The sequence below is a fragment of the Streptomyces sp. CRN 30 genome, from assembly GCF_034105845.1.
The window spans coordinates 1-14,256 of the sequence record NZ_JAVRHI010000440.1 but is presented as its reverse complement, the minus strand read 5'-3'; the positions used below and the strand labels follow the sequence as shown (position 1 = coordinate 14,256).

Annotated in this window: 14 protein-coding genes; 6 read left to right on the top strand and 8 right to left on the bottom strand. The window is 74.4% G+C overall.

The genetic code is table 11. The features are described from left to right. Positions 1-102: 102 nt before the first annotated feature. Positions 103-1,503, bottom strand: coding sequence for an MFS transporter (locus UW392_RS49050; RefSeq protein ID WP_320781884.1), 1,401 nt, complete (start codon positions 1,501-1,503; stop codon positions 103-105). A 261-nt stretch (positions 1,504-1,764) separates the two neighbouring features. On the opposite strand from UW392_RS49050, the gene UW392_RS49045 reads away from it, so the two are divergent. Beyond that, a complete protein-coding gene (locus tag UW392_RS49045) occupies positions 1,765-3,129 on the top strand; it encodes an FAD-dependent oxidoreductase (RefSeq protein WP_320781883.1) in 1,365 nt (454 codons plus the stop codon). A 51-nt stretch (positions 3,130-3,180) separates the two neighbouring features. Here the strand turns inward: UW392_RS49045 and UW392_RS49040 are convergent, their stop codons facing one another. The 5 genes from UW392_RS49040 to UW392_RS49020 form a co-directional block, all read right to left on the bottom strand. Continuing rightward, positions 3,181-3,906, bottom strand: coding sequence for a DUF4097 family beta strand repeat-containing protein (locus tag UW392_RS49040; RefSeq protein WP_320781882.1), 726 nt, complete (start codon positions 3,904-3,906; stop codon positions 3,181-3,183). 76 nt (positions 3,907-3,982) lie between these two features. Further along, complete coding sequence (locus UW392_RS49035; protein WP_320781881.1) at positions 3,983-4,357, bottom strand: hypothetical protein; 375 nt, start codon at positions 4,355-4,357, stop codon at positions 3,983-3,985. A gap of 32 nt (positions 4,358-4,389) precedes the next feature. After that, entirely contained in the window at positions 4,390-4,920 is a 531-nt protein-coding gene (locus tag UW392_RS49030) for a roadblock/LC7 domain-containing protein (RefSeq protein WP_320781880.1), read from the bottom strand. Positions 4,921-4,958: 38 nt separating this feature from the next. Continuing rightward, complete coding sequence (locus tag UW392_RS49025; RefSeq protein ID WP_320781879.1) at positions 4,959-5,741, bottom strand: hypothetical protein; 783 nt, start codon at positions 5,739-5,741, stop codon at positions 4,959-4,961. Further along, positions 5,738-6,136 carry a hypothetical protein gene (locus UW392_RS49020; protein WP_320781878.1) on the bottom strand — a complete coding sequence of 133 codons (399 nt, stop codon included), beginning with the start codon at positions 6,134-6,136 and terminating at the stop codon, positions 5,738-5,740. The genes UW392_RS49025 and UW392_RS49020 overlap by 4 nt, the downstream gene beginning before the upstream one ends. A 288-nt stretch (positions 6,137-6,424) precedes the next feature. On the opposite strand from UW392_RS49020, the gene UW392_RS49015 reads away from it, so the two are divergent. After that, entirely contained in the window at positions 6,425-7,501 is a 1,077-nt protein-coding gene (locus tag UW392_RS49015) for a YihY/virulence factor BrkB family protein (RefSeq protein ID WP_320781877.1), read from the top strand. 21 nt (positions 7,502-7,522) lie between these two features. Here the strand turns inward: UW392_RS49015 and UW392_RS49010 are convergent, their stop codons facing one another. Continuing rightward, the gene (locus tag UW392_RS49010) at positions 7,523-8,317 is read right to left on the bottom strand and encodes an SDR family oxidoreductase (protein ID WP_320781876.1); all 795 of its coding nucleotides are present in this window, start codon (positions 8,315-8,317) and stop codon (positions 7,523-7,525) included. Positions 8,318-8,513: 196 nt separating this feature from the next. Here UW392_RS49010 and UW392_RS49005 point away from each other — a divergent pair, with 196 nt between their 5' ends. After that, positions 8,514-9,647 (top strand): hypothetical protein, encoded by a 1,134-nt coding sequence (locus UW392_RS49005; RefSeq protein ID WP_320781875.1) that lies wholly within the window; start codon positions 8,514-8,516, stop codon positions 9,645-9,647. A gap of 66 nt (positions 9,648-9,713) precedes the next feature. Here the strand turns inward: UW392_RS49005 and UW392_RS49000 are convergent, their stop codons facing one another. Beyond that, on the bottom strand, positions 9,714-10,400 hold the full coding sequence (locus UW392_RS49000; RefSeq protein ID WP_320781874.1) for a maleylpyruvate isomerase N-terminal domain-containing protein: 687 nt from the start codon (positions 10,398-10,400) through the stop codon (positions 9,714-9,716). Positions 10,401-10,494: 94 nt separating this feature from the next. On the opposite strand from UW392_RS49000, the gene UW392_RS48995 reads away from it, so the two are divergent. Genes UW392_RS48995 through UW392_RS48985 form a run of 3 tightly spaced genes read left to right on the top strand, consistent with a single transcriptional unit; the run spans position 10,495 to position 14,209 of the window. After that, a complete protein-coding gene (locus UW392_RS48995) occupies positions 10,495-11,034 on the top strand; it encodes a (2Fe-2S)-binding protein (protein WP_320781873.1) in 540 nt (179 codons plus the stop codon). 1 nt (position 11,035) lies between these two features. Beyond that, positions 11,036-12,028 carry a xanthine dehydrogenase family protein subunit M gene (locus UW392_RS48990; protein WP_320781872.1) on the top strand — a complete coding sequence of 331 codons (993 nt, stop codon included), beginning with the start codon at positions 11,036-11,038 and terminating at the stop codon, positions 12,026-12,028. 51 nt (positions 12,029-12,079) lie between these two features. Then, positions 12,080-14,209: a xanthine dehydrogenase family protein molybdopterin-binding subunit gene (locus UW392_RS48985; protein ID WP_320781871.1), complete on the top strand. Its 2,130-nt coding sequence runs from the start codon at positions 12,080-12,082 to the stop codon at positions 14,207-14,209. Positions 14,210-14,256: the final 47 nt, after the last annotated feature.

The following is a 14,256-nucleotide window of genomic DNA, read 5'->3' as shown; positions in this document are numbered from 1 at the left end:
GCCGCCGCGGACCCGCGCCGCCGGGCGCAGGCCCAGGGGCTGCTGCGCCGGTTCGGCAAGCGGCACTGAGACGGGGTGCGTGCGCCCGCCGTGGGGCCGGGGTCAGCCGTGGCTCGCGTGGGTGTGGCTGTGGGACGGCTCCGAGGAGTGGCGCCCGCCGTCGTCGGGGCGGTCCCGCCGCCGGTCCACGACGGCGACGGCCAGCGCGCACAGCATGAAGACGACACCGCTGCCGACCGACACGGCGACAGCCGCGTGGTAGTCGTTCCCGGTGGTGCCGAGGACCAGGTAGAACAGGCCCGGCAGCGCGGCGGTGCCCACGGCTCCGCCGAGCCGCTGCCCCGTCTGCATGGCGCCGCCGGCGGCCCCGGCCATGCGCACGGGTACGTCCCGCAGCGTCATCGTGACGTTCGGGGAGATGACGCAGCCGCTGCCGAGGCCGCCCAGGAAGAGCAGCGGAGCGGCGAGGTAGGCGGCCGAGTGCGCGGGCGCCAGCCACAGCACCAGGTCCGTGCCGCCCAGACCGGCCATGACGGCGACGAGCCCCCAGACGGTGAGCAGCCGCCCGTACCGTCCCACCAGGCGGCCCGCCACGGCGGCGGCAAGGGCCGAGCCGACGGCGAACGGGGTGACGGCCAGTCCGGACCGCAGCGGTGAGAATCCGAGGCCGTTCTGGAAGAAGAGCGCGAAGACGAGCCACACGCCGCTGAAGCCGACGAAGTACAGGGTGGCCAGGCCCGCGCCGGTGGCGTAGCCCCGGGTCCCGGTGAGCAGCCGGGGGTCGAGCAGCGGATCGCCGTCGCGGGCGGCGACCCGGCGTTCCCAGCGGACGAAGGCCAGCAGGAGCACCAGCCCCACCGGGAACAGCCACCACAGGCGGCTCAGCCCGCCGGCCTCGGCCAGCACCAGCGGGAGCATCACGGCGAGGATGCCGGCGCCGAGCAGCGCGACACCGGCCGCGTCCAGGTCGCCCCGGCGGCCGGGCGCGACCCGGGGCAGCAGGCGGAAGCCGAGCAGCAGGGCGATCAGGCCGACGGGCACGTTGACGTAGAAGATCCAGCGCCAGCCGGTGGGGCCGTCGGCGAGGGCGAGGATCAGGCCGCCGGTGACCGGTCCGACGGCGCTGGAGAGGCCGACGGTGGCGCCGAAGAGCCCGAAGGCGCGGCCGCGCTCGGCGCCGTGGAACATCTGCTGGATGAGCGCCGAGTTCTGCGGGGCGAGACTGCCCGCGGCGACGCCTTGCGCCAGTCGGGCGACGATGAGCCACAGGACGGAGGGGGCGGCGCCCGCCGCGGCGCTGCACACCACGAACGCGGCCAGCGCGATCAGGAAGACCCGGCGCCTGCCGAACGCGTCGCCGAGGCGCCCGGCGGTGACCAGGGTCAGGGCGAACGCCAGCGCGTATCCGGAGACGACCCACTGGACGGAGGCGGCCGAGGCGCTCAGCTCCCGCTGCATGGACGGCAGGGCCACCGCGACGATCGTCACGTCGAGCAGGATCATGAACCCCGCGACCAGCGTGACCCACAGGGCCCGCCACCGGTTCGGATCGTCGTTCACGGGGCACTCCCTCGCCGGTTCGTCGGTGCACGCCTCGTGGTGCCTGCGTCACCGGTCACCGCTCACCGGCGGTCCAAACAATCGCGGGGGTGGCCCATAGGTGCCACTTATGAGGTCATAGATCGGACCCGCGTACCAGCTTAGGGTGCCCTTAGCTTAGGCTTCCGTCGAGTCGATCTGTCACCGCTCGAAGGGAACCTGAACATGCCCCGCCCTCTGCGGGTAGCCATCGTCGGATCCGGCCCGGCCGGTATCTACGCCGCCGACGCCCTGCTCAAGTCCGAGGTGGCCGCCGAACCCGGCGTTTCCATCGACATCTTCGAGCGCATGCCCGCCCCGTTCGGGCTCATCCGCTACGGCGTCGCTCCCGACCACCCGCGGATCAAGGGCATCATCAAGGCCCTGCACCAGGTGCTGGACAAGCCGCAGATCCGTCTCTTCGGCAATGTGGACTACGGCACCGACATCAGCCTCGACGACCTCCGCGCCTTCTACGACGGTGTGATCTTCGCCACGGGCGCCACGGCCGACCGTGAGCTGTCCCTGCCCGGCATCGGCCTCGACGGCTCCTACGGCGCCGCCGAATTCGTCGCCTGGTACGACGGTCACCCGGACTTCCCGCGCACCTGGCCGCTGGAGGCGGAGAAGGTCGCCGTCCTCGGCGTGGGCAACGTCGCCCTCGACATCGCGCGCGTGCTGGCCAAGACCGCCGACGAGCTGCTGCCGACCGAGATCCCGGCCAACGTCTACGAGGGCCTGAAGGCCAACAAGGCGCTGGAGGTGCACGTCTTCGGCCGCCGCGGCCCGGCGCAGGCGAAGTTCAGCCCCATGGAGCTGCGGGAGCTGGACCACTCCCCCAACATCGAGGTCATCGTCGACCCCGAGGACATCGACTACGACGACGGCTCGATCGCCACGCGGCGCGGCAACAAGCAGGCCGACATGGTCGCCAAGACCCTGGAGAACTGGGCCATCCGCGACGTCGGCGACCGGCCGCACAAGCTGTTCCTGCACTTCTTCGAGTCGCCCGCCGAGATCCTCGGCGAGGACGGCAAGGTCGTCGGCCTGCGTACCGAGCGCACCGAGCTGGACGGCACGGGGAACGTCAAGGGCACCGGCAAGTTCACCGACTGGGACGTCTCCGCCGTCTACCGCGCGGTGGGCTACCTGTCCGACAAGCTCGCCAAGCTGCCCTGGGACCTCGACACGGGCACGGTCCCGGACGAGGCGGGACGCGTCATACAGGAGTCCGGCGAGCACCTGCAGTCCACGTACGTCACCGGCTGGATCCGGCGCGGCCCCATCGGCCTCATCGGTCACACCAAGGGTGACGCCAACGAGACCGTGGCCAGCCTGCTGGACGACTTCGCGAACGGGCGGCTGCACACCCCGGCCTCGCCCGGCCCGGAGGCCATGGACGCGTTCCTGGCCGAGCGGAACATCCGCTTCACCACCTGGGAGGGCTGGTACAGGCTGGACGCCGCGGAGAAGGCGCAGGGCGAGCCGCACGGCCGTGAGCGCGTGAAGTACGTCGAGCGCGAGGACATGCTCCGCTGGAGCGGCGCCTGACCGGCGGCGGTACCTCGACCGGGCCCCGGGAGCGGATCACGCTCCCGGGGCTCAGTCGCGTCCGGCGGTGACGTCGCCGTTGACCGTGGCCAGGCGGATCGTCCGGCCGTCGGTGTCCCCGCCGGTCGCCACGTCGATGTCGGGCCTGCCGTTGTCGGTGTCCGCGGTGACGCGGTAGGCGGGGGCGCCGTGCGGCAGCGCGAGCCGGACCGAGCCGTTGGTGGTGGTCCCGCCGACGCCGTCCGGAGCGGTGGCGCAGGCGAGGGTCACGTCGCCGTTGACCGTCTCGGCGTGGAGTTTCCCGGCCCGCAGCGCGGTGGCCCGTACCGAGCCGTTGCGGGTGACGAGGCGTACCTTCGCGTCGTCGGCCCCGGAGCGGGTGACGGTGACGTCCCCGTTGACCGTGGTGAGGTCCAGGGCGCCGGCGATCCCGGCGGCGTCGATGCCCGCGTCGCGCGCGGTGACGGTGACCGAGGTGCCCTCGGGTACGTCGACCCGCGGCATCCGTGGGCACTGTCCGTCCGGTTCCTCGCAGGTGAGGTCGAGGACACGGGTGTCGTCCCGGCTCGTCCAGCGGTGCTCGATCCGGTCGTCCACGACGGCCCCGTCCCCGTCGCCGGGGCGCAGGGTCACCCCGGTGTCGGAGGTGATCACGAGGTGGCCGCCGGTGAACGCCCCGAGCGCTCCCGGCGCGTCCTGGCCGCCGCCCGCGCATCCCGCCGTGCCGGACACGAGGGCGAGGAGCAGTGCCGGGCCGGCCGCTGTAGTCGACTTCATGCCGGACGCCTTCCCTCCGTGGAGAGGGACATGACACCCCGGGGCACGAGATCGGGCGGCCGGCCCGGCGGGCCGGTCAGACCTCCAGTTCGTTCTCGATCCGGCGCAGTTGGTGCCGGGCCATCGCCAGGTTCGCCCGGTTCTGGTCGAGCACCAGGTAGAGGAAGAGCCCGTTGCCGCCGCGCCCCTTGATGAGGCGGATCAGGTGGTACTGGGTGCTCAGGGTGATCAGGATGTCCTCGATGTCCTCCTTGAGGCCGAGGAGTTCCATGGTGCGCAGTTTGGCGCGCACCACGTCGGTATTGCCGGCGGCGGCGACCTCCAGGTTGAAGTCCTTGGTGCCGCCCAGCGTGCCGAGGGCCATGCCGCTGGTGTAGTCGACGAGCGCGGCGGCCGAGGCCCCGTCGATGGAGCTGAGGCATTCCTTGAGCGAGGTTTCCAGGTTGGCCATGGGTGGATTCCTTCCGAACGTGATCGAGTGGGTCAGGTCGGCCGGCTCTGGGAGCCGGTCTGGGGATGGGGCGGTCGGGTGGGCCGCTGCGGTGCGCGCACCGGCAGCGTGCCGATGGGGCGGGCCGGGTCGGTGGCCGCGGTGGCGGGTCCGGCCGAGGCGGTCCGGTCCTCGGCGGCCCGTGCGGTACGGGTGTGGTCGGCGACCAGGTCCCCGATCCGCGCGCCGCTGCGCCGGCCCTCCAGGTGCAGCCGGCCGACGTTGACGCGGCCGTCGGCGAGGAGGGTGAGGACGGCGGCCGGGCCGGCCGCGTAGGTGGCGACGTAGCCCTCGGCGCCGCGCAGCAGCAGTTCGCGGAAGTCCCCGCGCGCGGTGGCCTCGGCCGTGCGGTGGGCCACGCCGAGCGCGGCGGCGGTGAGCGCGGCGAGGCCCTCCGGTTCGGTGCCGGGCGCGTCCTGGGCGAGGACGAGGCCGTCGACGGTGGCCGCGAGCGAGCCGGTCAGCTGGGGCACGCGGTTGCGCAGGCGGTGCAGTTCGGCCAGGACGTCGCTCTCGACGGCCATGAGCAGTCTCCTTTCGGCACGCTGGCGACGCGCGCGGATCACAGGGCCTCCAAGGCGTCTCGAAGCCGTCGCAGCAGGGCGGCGTCGGGGTCGTCCCAGGCGGCCCCGCACGGGTCGGGTGCCTCTTTGGAGGAGCCCTGCGGCGGGACGCGCGGGGCGAGGGTGACGAGCCCGTCGGCGGCCAGGCGGCGCAGTTCGACAAGGGTGTGGTAGGTGCGGCAGGCGAGGGCCGCGGCGATGTCGGCGGAGGTGCGGACGCCGTCGACCTCGGCGAGGACCCGGCCGCGCCGGGGCGGCAGGCCGGTGGTGACCGTGCCGGGCATCCGGGCGAGCGGGGCGACGTCGACACGGGGGTCGGGCCAGAGGCGGTGCAGCAGGTCCCGGCGGCGCCGCGACTCACCGACCACGGTGTCGACCGGTACGGAGCGCACCGTGCCGAGCCAGTGCGCGGCCCCCGGCCGGAAGCGGTGCGCGCGGCCGTCGTCGGCCAGGGCGAAGTAGGCGGCGTCGAACAGCGCCCCGAGGTGGCAGACCTCCAGCGCTCCGGCGGCGAGCCGGCCGCTGTCCACCAGCCGGCGGCCCACCCGGTGCCGGGCGCCGTCCGCCTCGACCGCCTCCCACCAGCCGTCCTCGGCGAGCGCGCCGCTGCGGATGAGCAGCGCCCCGACGTCGGGGGTGTACGCGGACTCCACGTGCACGACCCGTCCGGCCGCCAGATAGAAGACGCCGCGCTCGCCGCTCAGCGCGCCGGTCGCGCCCTCCGCCGCCAGCGCGCCCAGGGAAGCCGCGGTCGTGTCGTGGGCGGCCCAGGTCGTCGTCATACGAGCACCAGTCGGTCCGCCATCTCGCCGAGCCGGATGCGGGCCAGCGCGAGATTGCCGTCGTTGCGGTCGAGCCACAGGTGGAGGAAGACGGTGCTGTCGAACGTCGTGGTGACGAAGCGGATCAGGTGGTAGGAGTCCCCGGTGGTGACGATCATGTCCTCGACGGGCGTCTCCTTGCCGGTCACGCCGTCGGGACCGTCCGGCGCCAGCGAACCGCTCTCGGCGGCGTGCCGGGCCAGTTCGGCGGTCTCCGCGGCCGTCGCCTCCGCGTCACCGCCCGGGGCGTCGCCCACCGCCCCCAGGGCGAGCCCGCTGATCCAGTCGACCAGGGACGCGCCTCGCGCGCCCGGCAGTCGCATGGCTTCCAGCAGGCTCTCGTCTATTCCGGGCACACCGGATCTCCCTCCCCCTCGCATCGCCCCGTGAGTGTGACTTCGCATCGTGAGCGTGACGAGGACGCTACGGAACGTGTACGCGCCGGAAGGAGACTTTGGCATTTTCCAGAGGAACGTGCGGTCGCTGGGGCATACTTCGGGTGTCTGCGGCCTCTTGCGGCCGAGCGCCGGCGGTCCTGCCCGCGGCGGGAGCGCGGACAGGTCCGCCCCGACACGGACGGACGCCACCGGCACGCTCCCGGCACGGACAGGCGTGTTCGCCGTACGACTGGCTACCCGTGGTCCATGGCCCGACTTCACATGCCCCACCGCGGCTCCCACCGCTCCGGTCCCGACGCCGACACCGACGCCGACACGTACGCCGACACCGACAAGGACTTCGGCCCGGACGCCGCCACCGAGCGCGCCGCCCCCGACTCCCCCACCGAGCTGCCGAAGCGGTCCTGGACGGCGCTGCTGCGACGGGTGGTCAAGGAGTTCCAGGACGACGAGCTGACCGACCGCGCCGCAGCCCTCACCTACTACGGGGTGCTGGCGCTCTTCCCCGCCCTGCTGGTGCTGGTCTCCCTGCTCGGCATCGCCGGGGAGTCGGCCACCCAGGAGGTGCTGGACAACGTGCGCGAGCTCGCCCCTGGCTCGGCGCGGGACGTCCTCACCGACGCGATCACCCAGTTGCAGGCCAAGGCCGGGCTCGGCTCGGTGCTGGCCGTGGTCGGCCTGGTCGGCGCCGTGTGGTCGGCCTCCGGCTACGTGGCCGCGTTCATCCGCTCGGCCAACGCCGTCTACGACATCCCCGAGGGGCGACCGGTGTGGAAGGTGCTGCCGCTGCGGGTCGCGCTGACCGTGGCGCTGCTGGTGCTGGCCGTGGCGAGCGCGCTCATCGTGGTCTTCACCGGCAGCCTGGCGCGGCAGGCCGGCACCGCGCTGGGCATGGGCGACACCGCGCTGACGGTGTGGTCGATCGCCAAGTGGCCGGTCCTGGTCCTGCTGGTCACGATGATGATCGCGATGCTGTACTGGGCCACGCCCAACGCGCGGGTGCGCGGCTTCCGCTGGATCACGCCGGGCAGCCTGGTCGCCCTGCTGATCTGGATGGCCGCCTCCGCCGGGTTCGCGTTCTACGTGGCGAACTTCGGCTCGTACAACAAGACCTACGGCACCCTCGCGGGTGTGATCATCTTCCTGGTCTGGCTGTGGGTGACCAACCTGGCCATCCTGCTGGGCCTGGAGTTCGACGCGGAGATGGCCAGGCAGCGGGTCATCGACGGCGGGCACCCGGCGGACAGCGAGCCGTACGTCGAGCCGCGGGACACCCGCGCCTGGGACGAGACCGACCGACGGCGCCTGGAGGAGGGGAGCTGAGCCCCCTCCCCCGCTGCCGGGCTACGGCAGGATCGAGTCGACGTAGCCGCCGTCCACGCGGACGGCGGCGCCGGTCGTCGCGGACGCCTGGGGCGAGCTGAGGTACACCACGAGGTTGGCGATCTCCTCGGGTTCGATCAGCCGCTGGAGCAGCGACTGCGGGCGGTGCTCGCGCATGAAGACGCGCTGCGCCTCGTCCCAGGGCAGGTCCCGGTCGACGAGCTGGTACACGAACTCCTCGACGCCCTCGGTGCGGGTGGGCCCCGCGATCACCGAGTTCACCGTGACGCCGCTGCCCGCGGCCTCCTTGGCGAAGCCCCGGGAGACCGCGAGCAGCGCCGTCTTGGACATGCCGTAGTGGATCATCTCGGCCGGGATGACGACCGCCGAGTCGCTGGCGATGTTCAGCACCCGGCCCCAGCCGCGCTCCCGCATCCCGGGCAGGTAGGCGCGGATGAGGCGGACGCCCGCGAGGACGTTGATCTCGAAGTAGCGGCGCCACTCGTCGTCGGCGATCTCCAGGGCGGGCTCGGCGCCGAAGACGCCGAGGTTGTTGACGAGGATGTCCACGTCGGGCAGCGCCTCGACGGTGGCGGCCGCGCCCTCCTCGGTGCCGAGGTCGGCCGCGACCGGCACGAAGTCGCCGTCCGGGACCTGCTCGCGCAGCGCCGCGACGCTCTTCTCCAGCCGGGCGGCGCTCCGCCCGTTGACGCCCACCCGGGCTCCGGCGCGGGCCAGACCGGCGGCGATCGCCGCGCCGATGCCCTGGGAGGAGCCCGTCACCAGCGCGGTCCGTCCGTCGAGGTCGAGGTTCATCGGGTAGCTCCTTCGTGTGCTGTACGGTCGTCCGCCGTGCTCCTGCCCGCGGACGGGGTCGTTCCACTCCCGGCACGGCGGTCCGCACCCCGGTCGGCCCCCTCGCACCGGCGCGTCGGCCGACCCCGGGTGAGCCCGGACGACCTGCGGCGACAATACTGAGCCTGCGCACGTGCCCCCTCCTCCAGATGGACTCATGCCGACCTCACCTACCGAACGCCCCGCGACCCCGCCGACCGTGTGGGCGGCCCGCGGCCGCCATGTCGGAACCGCCGCGCGGGACGTCCTGCTGCGCACCCTGAGCGGGAACAAGGACGACGGCGTCATCGACGACTTCCACGAACTGCCGGAGGACGCCGGGGACGGCGCCGCCGGGGAGCGGGTCTTCGAGGCGCGCTGGCGGGTGCCCGAGGACGTCACCGTCCGCGCCCGGCTGACGCTGGCGGCCGCCTCGGCGGGCGGCCAGGAGTGGACGCTGATCGCGGAGGCGGAGGCCCACTGGGAGCTGGGCTGGCCCTCGCCCGCCGGGATGTTCTGGCCGGACGACCCCGACGTCACCTGGGACCGGGACGCGGCCACCGGCCTGCGGATGCGGGGCCTGAACACGCTGCCGGACGACGACAAGGCCGTACGGCGGCTGCTGCGGGACGCCGGACGGCACTCCTGGCTGATCCACGTGATCGTGCACGAGGCGATGACCCCCGACCACCGCGGCCGGGTGCCGCTGGTCCGGTTGCTGCCGCCGAGCCTGCGGCACCGGGTGGTCGAGCACCGCGCGGCGCCGCAGCAGCTGCGGGTGGTCAACTGGGCGCTGGAGGAGTCCGGCGTGCAGGTGCCGCGCGGCGGGGCGGTCGTACTGCCGGGGTCCCCGGCCGTGCCTGACGCCGGGGACCTCTCCGTGCGGACGGTGTTCCTCGACGGGACCGAGCCGGCCGAGCTGATCGCGACGGTGACGCGGTACGCCGCGCTGGAACGGCCGCTGCCGGACGGCGCGGAGGCGGCGCTCACCGCGCTGCGGGAGGAGTGGCGGCTGCTCACGCTGGTGGAGGAGCTGGAGCGGGAGCGCAAGCTGGTGGCGATGTACGCCGAGGCGCTGGAGGCGATGACGCAGTCCCGGGACCTGTACCGGGAGGCGGCGGAGCGGGCGGGCGAGGCGCTCGCCGCCCTCCGCGACTCCGCGGGCGCTCCTCCGCCCCGCGCGGAGCCCCCCGAGCAGCGGCCCACGTCGCCGCTGCGGGCCCTGACCAGGGGGCTGGAACGCTGGAAGTCGGCGTCAGCGTCGGCGCCGCCTGCGCCTGCGCCGCGGGACGAGTCGGAGCGGGAGAGCTGACGGTCGCACGTCGTGTGCGGGTCCGTCGTGGCTGGTCGCGCAGTTCCCCGCGCCCCTTCGGGGCGCTCAGCCGAAGAGGGGGAAGCGGGACGCGTCAGGGCCCAGGATGCGGCGTTCCACCTCCGTCAGCGGGGCGCGGCCCGTCGCCGCGCGGGCGTAGTGGGAGTCCGACCAGTCCAGCGGCACCGCGTGGCCCAGCAGGCCGTCGAGGGTGGTGCGGGCCGTGTGGAGGGCCGCCGGGGACGGGGGCGGTGCGTCGGGCAGCGACAGGGTGAGGTCGAGGTGGTGGACCGCCGCCTCGACGGCGAGGGTCAGCATCAGGTCACCGGCCGTCAGGACGTGGCCCTGCGTGGTCACCGGGGACGCGGGCGGTGTCGCCGCAGCGGCCACGGCGGCGGCCGCCGCCGTCTCCAGGTACAGCTCCCGCAACGGCCCGAAGTCGGCGAACATGCTCGCCGCGACCCGGTTCCAGCGCCGCCCGTGGGCCGCGCCCACGGGGTCGGGCCGCCAGTCCTCCCAGTAGGTGACGGCGTCCCGGTCGGGCGGCCCCGCGGCGGGCGTGTGGAAGGCGACCAGCGCCCGCTGGGCGTCCGCGGTCAGGTGGAACACCAGGTCGCGGACGGCCCAGCCGGCGCAGCCGGTCGGCAGCCAGGACGCGTCGTCCCCGAGCGGGCGGACGACGTCCGCCAGAGCCTCGTAGGCGTCGCGCACGACGCGGGCGGGCGCCGTGCTCTCTCCGGTCGTCGTGGTCATGACCGCCAGCGTAGGCCGCCGCGGGCAGGTGTCAGCCGGAGCAACCTGGATACGCGGACGGCACAGCCGTACCGGCCCGTACCGGAAGGTCGCCATGGACAGTCACGACACGACCGCAGCCGCCGAGCGCTCGGACACCACGCTCCGGGTCAACGGCAAACCCCACACCCTCGCCGTCGACCACCGCCGGGTCCTCCTCGACCTGCTCCGCGAGGATCTCGGGCTGACGGGCGCCAAGAAGGGGTGCGACCACGGCCAGTGCGGGGCCTGCACGGTCCTGGTCGACGGGCGGCGCGTCAACAGCTGCCTGCTGCTGGCCGTGACCCTGGACGGCTCCGAGGTCACGACCGTGGAGGGGCTCGGCGACGGGGACGGGCTGCACCCGCTCCAGCGGGCGTTCCTCGACCGGGACGCCTTCCAGTGCGGGTACTGCACCCCGGGCCAGATCTGCTCCGCGGTCGGTGCCCTCGCCGAGGCCGCCGCCGGGCACCCCTCGCACGTGACCGACCCGGAGGAGCCCTCCGGCACGCCGGTGGCGCTGGACCGGGAGGAGATCCGGGAGCGGCTCAGCGGCAACCTCTGCCGCTGCGGCGCGTACATGCGCATCGCCGACGCCGTCGAGGACGTGATCTGAAGTGAAGTCCTTCGCCTACGTGCGTGCCCGCAGCGTCGAGGAGGCCACCGACGCGTTCGCCGCCCGCCCCGGCGCCCGCTACCTCGGCGGCGGCACCAACCTCGTGGACCTGATGAAGCTGGGCGTGGAGACGCCCGCCGCGCTCATCGACGTCACCCGGCTCCCACTGGACACGGTGGAGGAACTGGCCGACGGCTCGCTGCGGGTCGGGGCGATGGTCCGCAACAGCGACCTCGCCGCCCATCCCCTGGTCCGCGACCGCTACCCGGTGCTGTCGCAGGCACTGCTCGCGGGCGCCTCCGGGCAACTGCGCAACGCCGCCACCACCGGCGGCAACCTCCTCCAGCGCACCCGCTGCCCCTACTTCCAGGACCTCACCAAGCCGTGCAACAAGCGGGAGCCCGGCACCGGCTGCGGCGCCCTTCAGGGCGTGCACCGCGACCACGCCGTCCTCGGCCACTCCGAGCGGTGCGTCGCCACCCACCCCTCGGACATGGCGGTGGCGCTCGCCGCCCTGGACGCCCGGGTGGAGCTGCGCGGCCCGGACGGCGGACGCGCGGTCCCCGCCGCCGACTTCCACCGGCTGCCCGGCATGCACCCGGAGAAGGACACCGAGATCCACCCCGGCGAGCTGATCACCGGGGTGCTGCTGCCGGCCGCCGCGGCCGGGCTGCCGTCGGTGTACCGCAAGGCCCGGGACCGGGCGTCGTACGCCTTCGCGCTCGCCTCCGTCGCCGCGGTGCTGCACACCGAGGGCGGTGTCGTGGACCGGGTGGGCCTCGCCTTCGGCGGGCTCGCGCACCGGCCGTGGCGGGCCCGCCGGGCGGAGGACGCGCTGATCGGCGCGGCCCCCACCGCGGCGGCGTTCGAGCACGCCGTCGACCTGGAACTGGCCGCCGCCGAACCGCTGCGGGACAACGCCTTCAAGGTGCCGCTGGCCCGGCGGCTCGCCCTGGACGTCCTGGGCCGGCTCGCGCCGGTCTCCCCCGCCTGAACCGGCGTCCGCGGAATTCGCGAAGGCGTCCACGATCCACGAGGAGACTCCATGACCGTCACCGAGTCCGTCCTGGGCGCCGGCGCCGAACGCCGGGAAGGGCGGGAGAAGGTCACCGGCGCCGCGCGGTACGCCGCCGAGTTCGACGGCCCCGGCCGCGCCCACGCCTGGCCCGTGCCCGCCGCCGTCGCGCGCGGCCGGGTCACCGGCGTCGACCCCGCGCCCGCCCTCGCCCTGCTGGGCGTGCTCGCGGTGCTCACCCACGAGAACGCGCCGCGGCTCGCCGCGCCGGACGACCCGGTGCTGGCCGTGCTGCAGGGCCCCGACGTACCGCACCGCGGCTGGCCCGTGGCCCTGGTGGTCGCCGAGACGCTGGAGGCGGCCCGCGCCGGCGCCGCCGCCGTCCGCGTCGCCTACCACACCGAGCCGCACGACGTCACGCTCACCGCGTCGCACCCCGACGCCTACGTCCCCGAGGACGCCAACGGCGGCAACCCGGCCGTGCGGGAACGCGGTGACCTGGACGGCGCGTTCGCCGCCGCCGACGTGCGGATCGACGCCGAGTACCGGCTGCCACCGCTGCACAACCATCCGATGGAGCCGCACGCGAGCACCGCGCGGTGGGACGGCGACCGGCTCACCGTGCAGAGCTCCAGCCAGGGCACGACCGTCGTCCGCACCACGCTGGCCCAGATGTTCGAGATTCCGGAGGAGCGGATCACGGTCTCCGCCGAGCACGTCGGCGGCGGTTTCGGGTCGAAGGGCACCCCCCGCCCGGACGTGGTCCTCGCCGCGATGGCGGCGCGGCACACCGGCCGGACCGTCACGGTGGTGTTCCCGCGCCGCACCCTGCCCGCCGTGGTCGGGCACCGCGCCCCCACCCTGCACCGGCTCCGCCTCGGCGCCGGACGGGACGGCCGGCTCACCGCCCTCGGCCACGAGGTGACCACCCACACCTCCCGTGTCAAGGAGTTCGTGGAGCAGGCCGCGGTGCCCGCCCGCGTCATGTACGCCGCGCCGCACAGCCGCACCGCCCACCGCGTGGTCCGCCTCGACGTGCCCACCCCCTCCTGGATGCGCGCGCCCGGCGAGGCGCCCGGCATGTACGTCCTGGAGTCGGCGATGGACGAACTCGCCGTCGAACTGGACATGGACCCCGTCGAGCTGCGCATCCGCAACGAACCGGAGACGGAACCCGACAGCGGCCTGCCGTTCAGCAGCCGGCACCTGGTGGAGTGCCTGCGCGAGGGTGCCCGCCGGTTCGGCTGGTCGGACCGCGACCCGCGTCCCCGCTCCCGCGCCGAGGGCCCGCTGCTGGTGGGCACCGGCGTCGCCGCCGCGACCTACCCGGTGCTGGTCTCGCCGTCCACCGCGTCGGCGCGGGCGCTGCCCGACGGCTGCTTCCGGGTCCGCGTCAACGCCACCGACATCGGCACGGGCGCGCGGACGGTGCTCGCCCAGGTCGCCGCCGACGCCCTCGGCGTACCGCTGGACCGGGTCCGGATCGAGGTGGGCAGCACCGAGCTGCCGGCCGCGTCCCTGGCCGGCGGCTCCTCCGGCACGGCCTCCTGGGGCTGGGCGGTGCACGAGGCGTGCGCCCGGCTCGCGGAACGGCTCGCGACGCTGCCGGGGCCGGTGCCCGAGGAAGGCATCGGCGCGCACGCCGACACCACCGGGCAGGCGGACGCCGAGAGCGCCTACGCCCGGCACGCCTTCGGGGCGCACTTCGCGGAGGTCACGGTCGACACGGTGACGGGTGAGGTACGGGTCCGGCGGATGCTGGGCGTGTACGCGGCCGGGCGCATCCTCAACGCCCGTACGGCCCGCTCCCAGTTCGTGGGCGCCATGACCATGGGCCTGGGCATGGCACTGACCGAGGACAGCACCATGGACCCGGCGTTCGGCGACTTCACCGAGTCCGACCTGGCGTCGTACCACGTGCCCGCGCACGCCGACGTCCTCGACATCGAGGCGCACTGGATCGAGGAGGACGACCCCCACCTCAACCCGATGGGCAGCAAGGGGATCGGCGAGATCGGCATCGTCGGCTCGGCGGCGGCCGTCGGCAACGCCGTCCGCCACGCGACGGGCGTCCGCTTCCGCGAGCTGCCGCTCACCCCGGACCGGGTGCTGGGCGGACTGCTGGAGCACGAGGCGCCGGCGGGGACGTTCGGCGGCTGACGCGGCCGGCCGCGGCGCGGGGCCCGGACCGTCCGGTGACGGTCCGG

Bases quoted from the DNA above. Each gene is read 5' to 3' on its own strand.
- UW392_RS49050 (WP_320781884.1), bottom strand. From the start codon at position 1,503: ATGATCCTGCTCGACGTGACGATCGTCGCGGTGGCCCTGCCGTCCATG.
- UW392_RS49045 (WP_320781883.1), top strand. From the start codon at position 1,765: ATGCCCCGCCCTCTGCGGGTAGCCATCGTCGGATCCGGCCCGGCCGGT.
- UW392_RS49040 (WP_320781882.1), bottom strand. From the start codon at position 3,906: ATGAAGTCGACTACAGCGGCCGGCCCGGCACTGCTCCTCGCCCTCGTG.
- UW392_RS49035 (WP_320781881.1), bottom strand. From the start codon at position 4,357: ATGGCCAACCTGGAAACCTCGCTCAAGGAATGCCTCAGCTCCATCGAC.
- UW392_RS49030 (WP_320781880.1), bottom strand. From the start codon at position 4,920: ATGGCCGTCGAGAGCGACGTCCTGGCCGAACTGCACCGCCTGCGCAAC.
- UW392_RS49025 (WP_320781879.1), bottom strand. From the start codon at position 5,741: ATGACGACGACCTGGGCCGCCCACGACACGACCGCGGCTTCCCTGGGC.
- UW392_RS49015 (WP_320781877.1), top strand. From the start codon at position 6,425: ATGGCCCGACTTCACATGCCCCACCGCGGCTCCCACCGCTCCGGTCCC.
- UW392_RS49010 (WP_320781876.1), bottom strand. From the start codon at position 8,317: ATGAACCTCGACCTCGACGGACGGACCGCGCTGGTGACGGGCTCCTCC.
- UW392_RS49005 (WP_320781875.1), top strand. From the start codon at position 8,514: ATGCCGACCTCACCTACCGAACGCCCCGCGACCCCGCCGACCGTGTGG.
- UW392_RS49000 (WP_320781874.1), bottom strand. From the start codon at position 10,400: ATGACCACGACGACCGGAGAGAGCACGGCGCCCGCCCGCGTCGTGCGC.
- UW392_RS48995 (WP_320781873.1), top strand. From the start codon at position 10,495: ATGGACAGTCACGACACGACCGCAGCCGCCGAGCGCTCGGACACCACG.
- UW392_RS48985 (WP_320781871.1), top strand. From the start codon at position 12,080: ATGACCGTCACCGAGTCCGTCCTGGGCGCCGGCGCCGAACGCCGGGAA.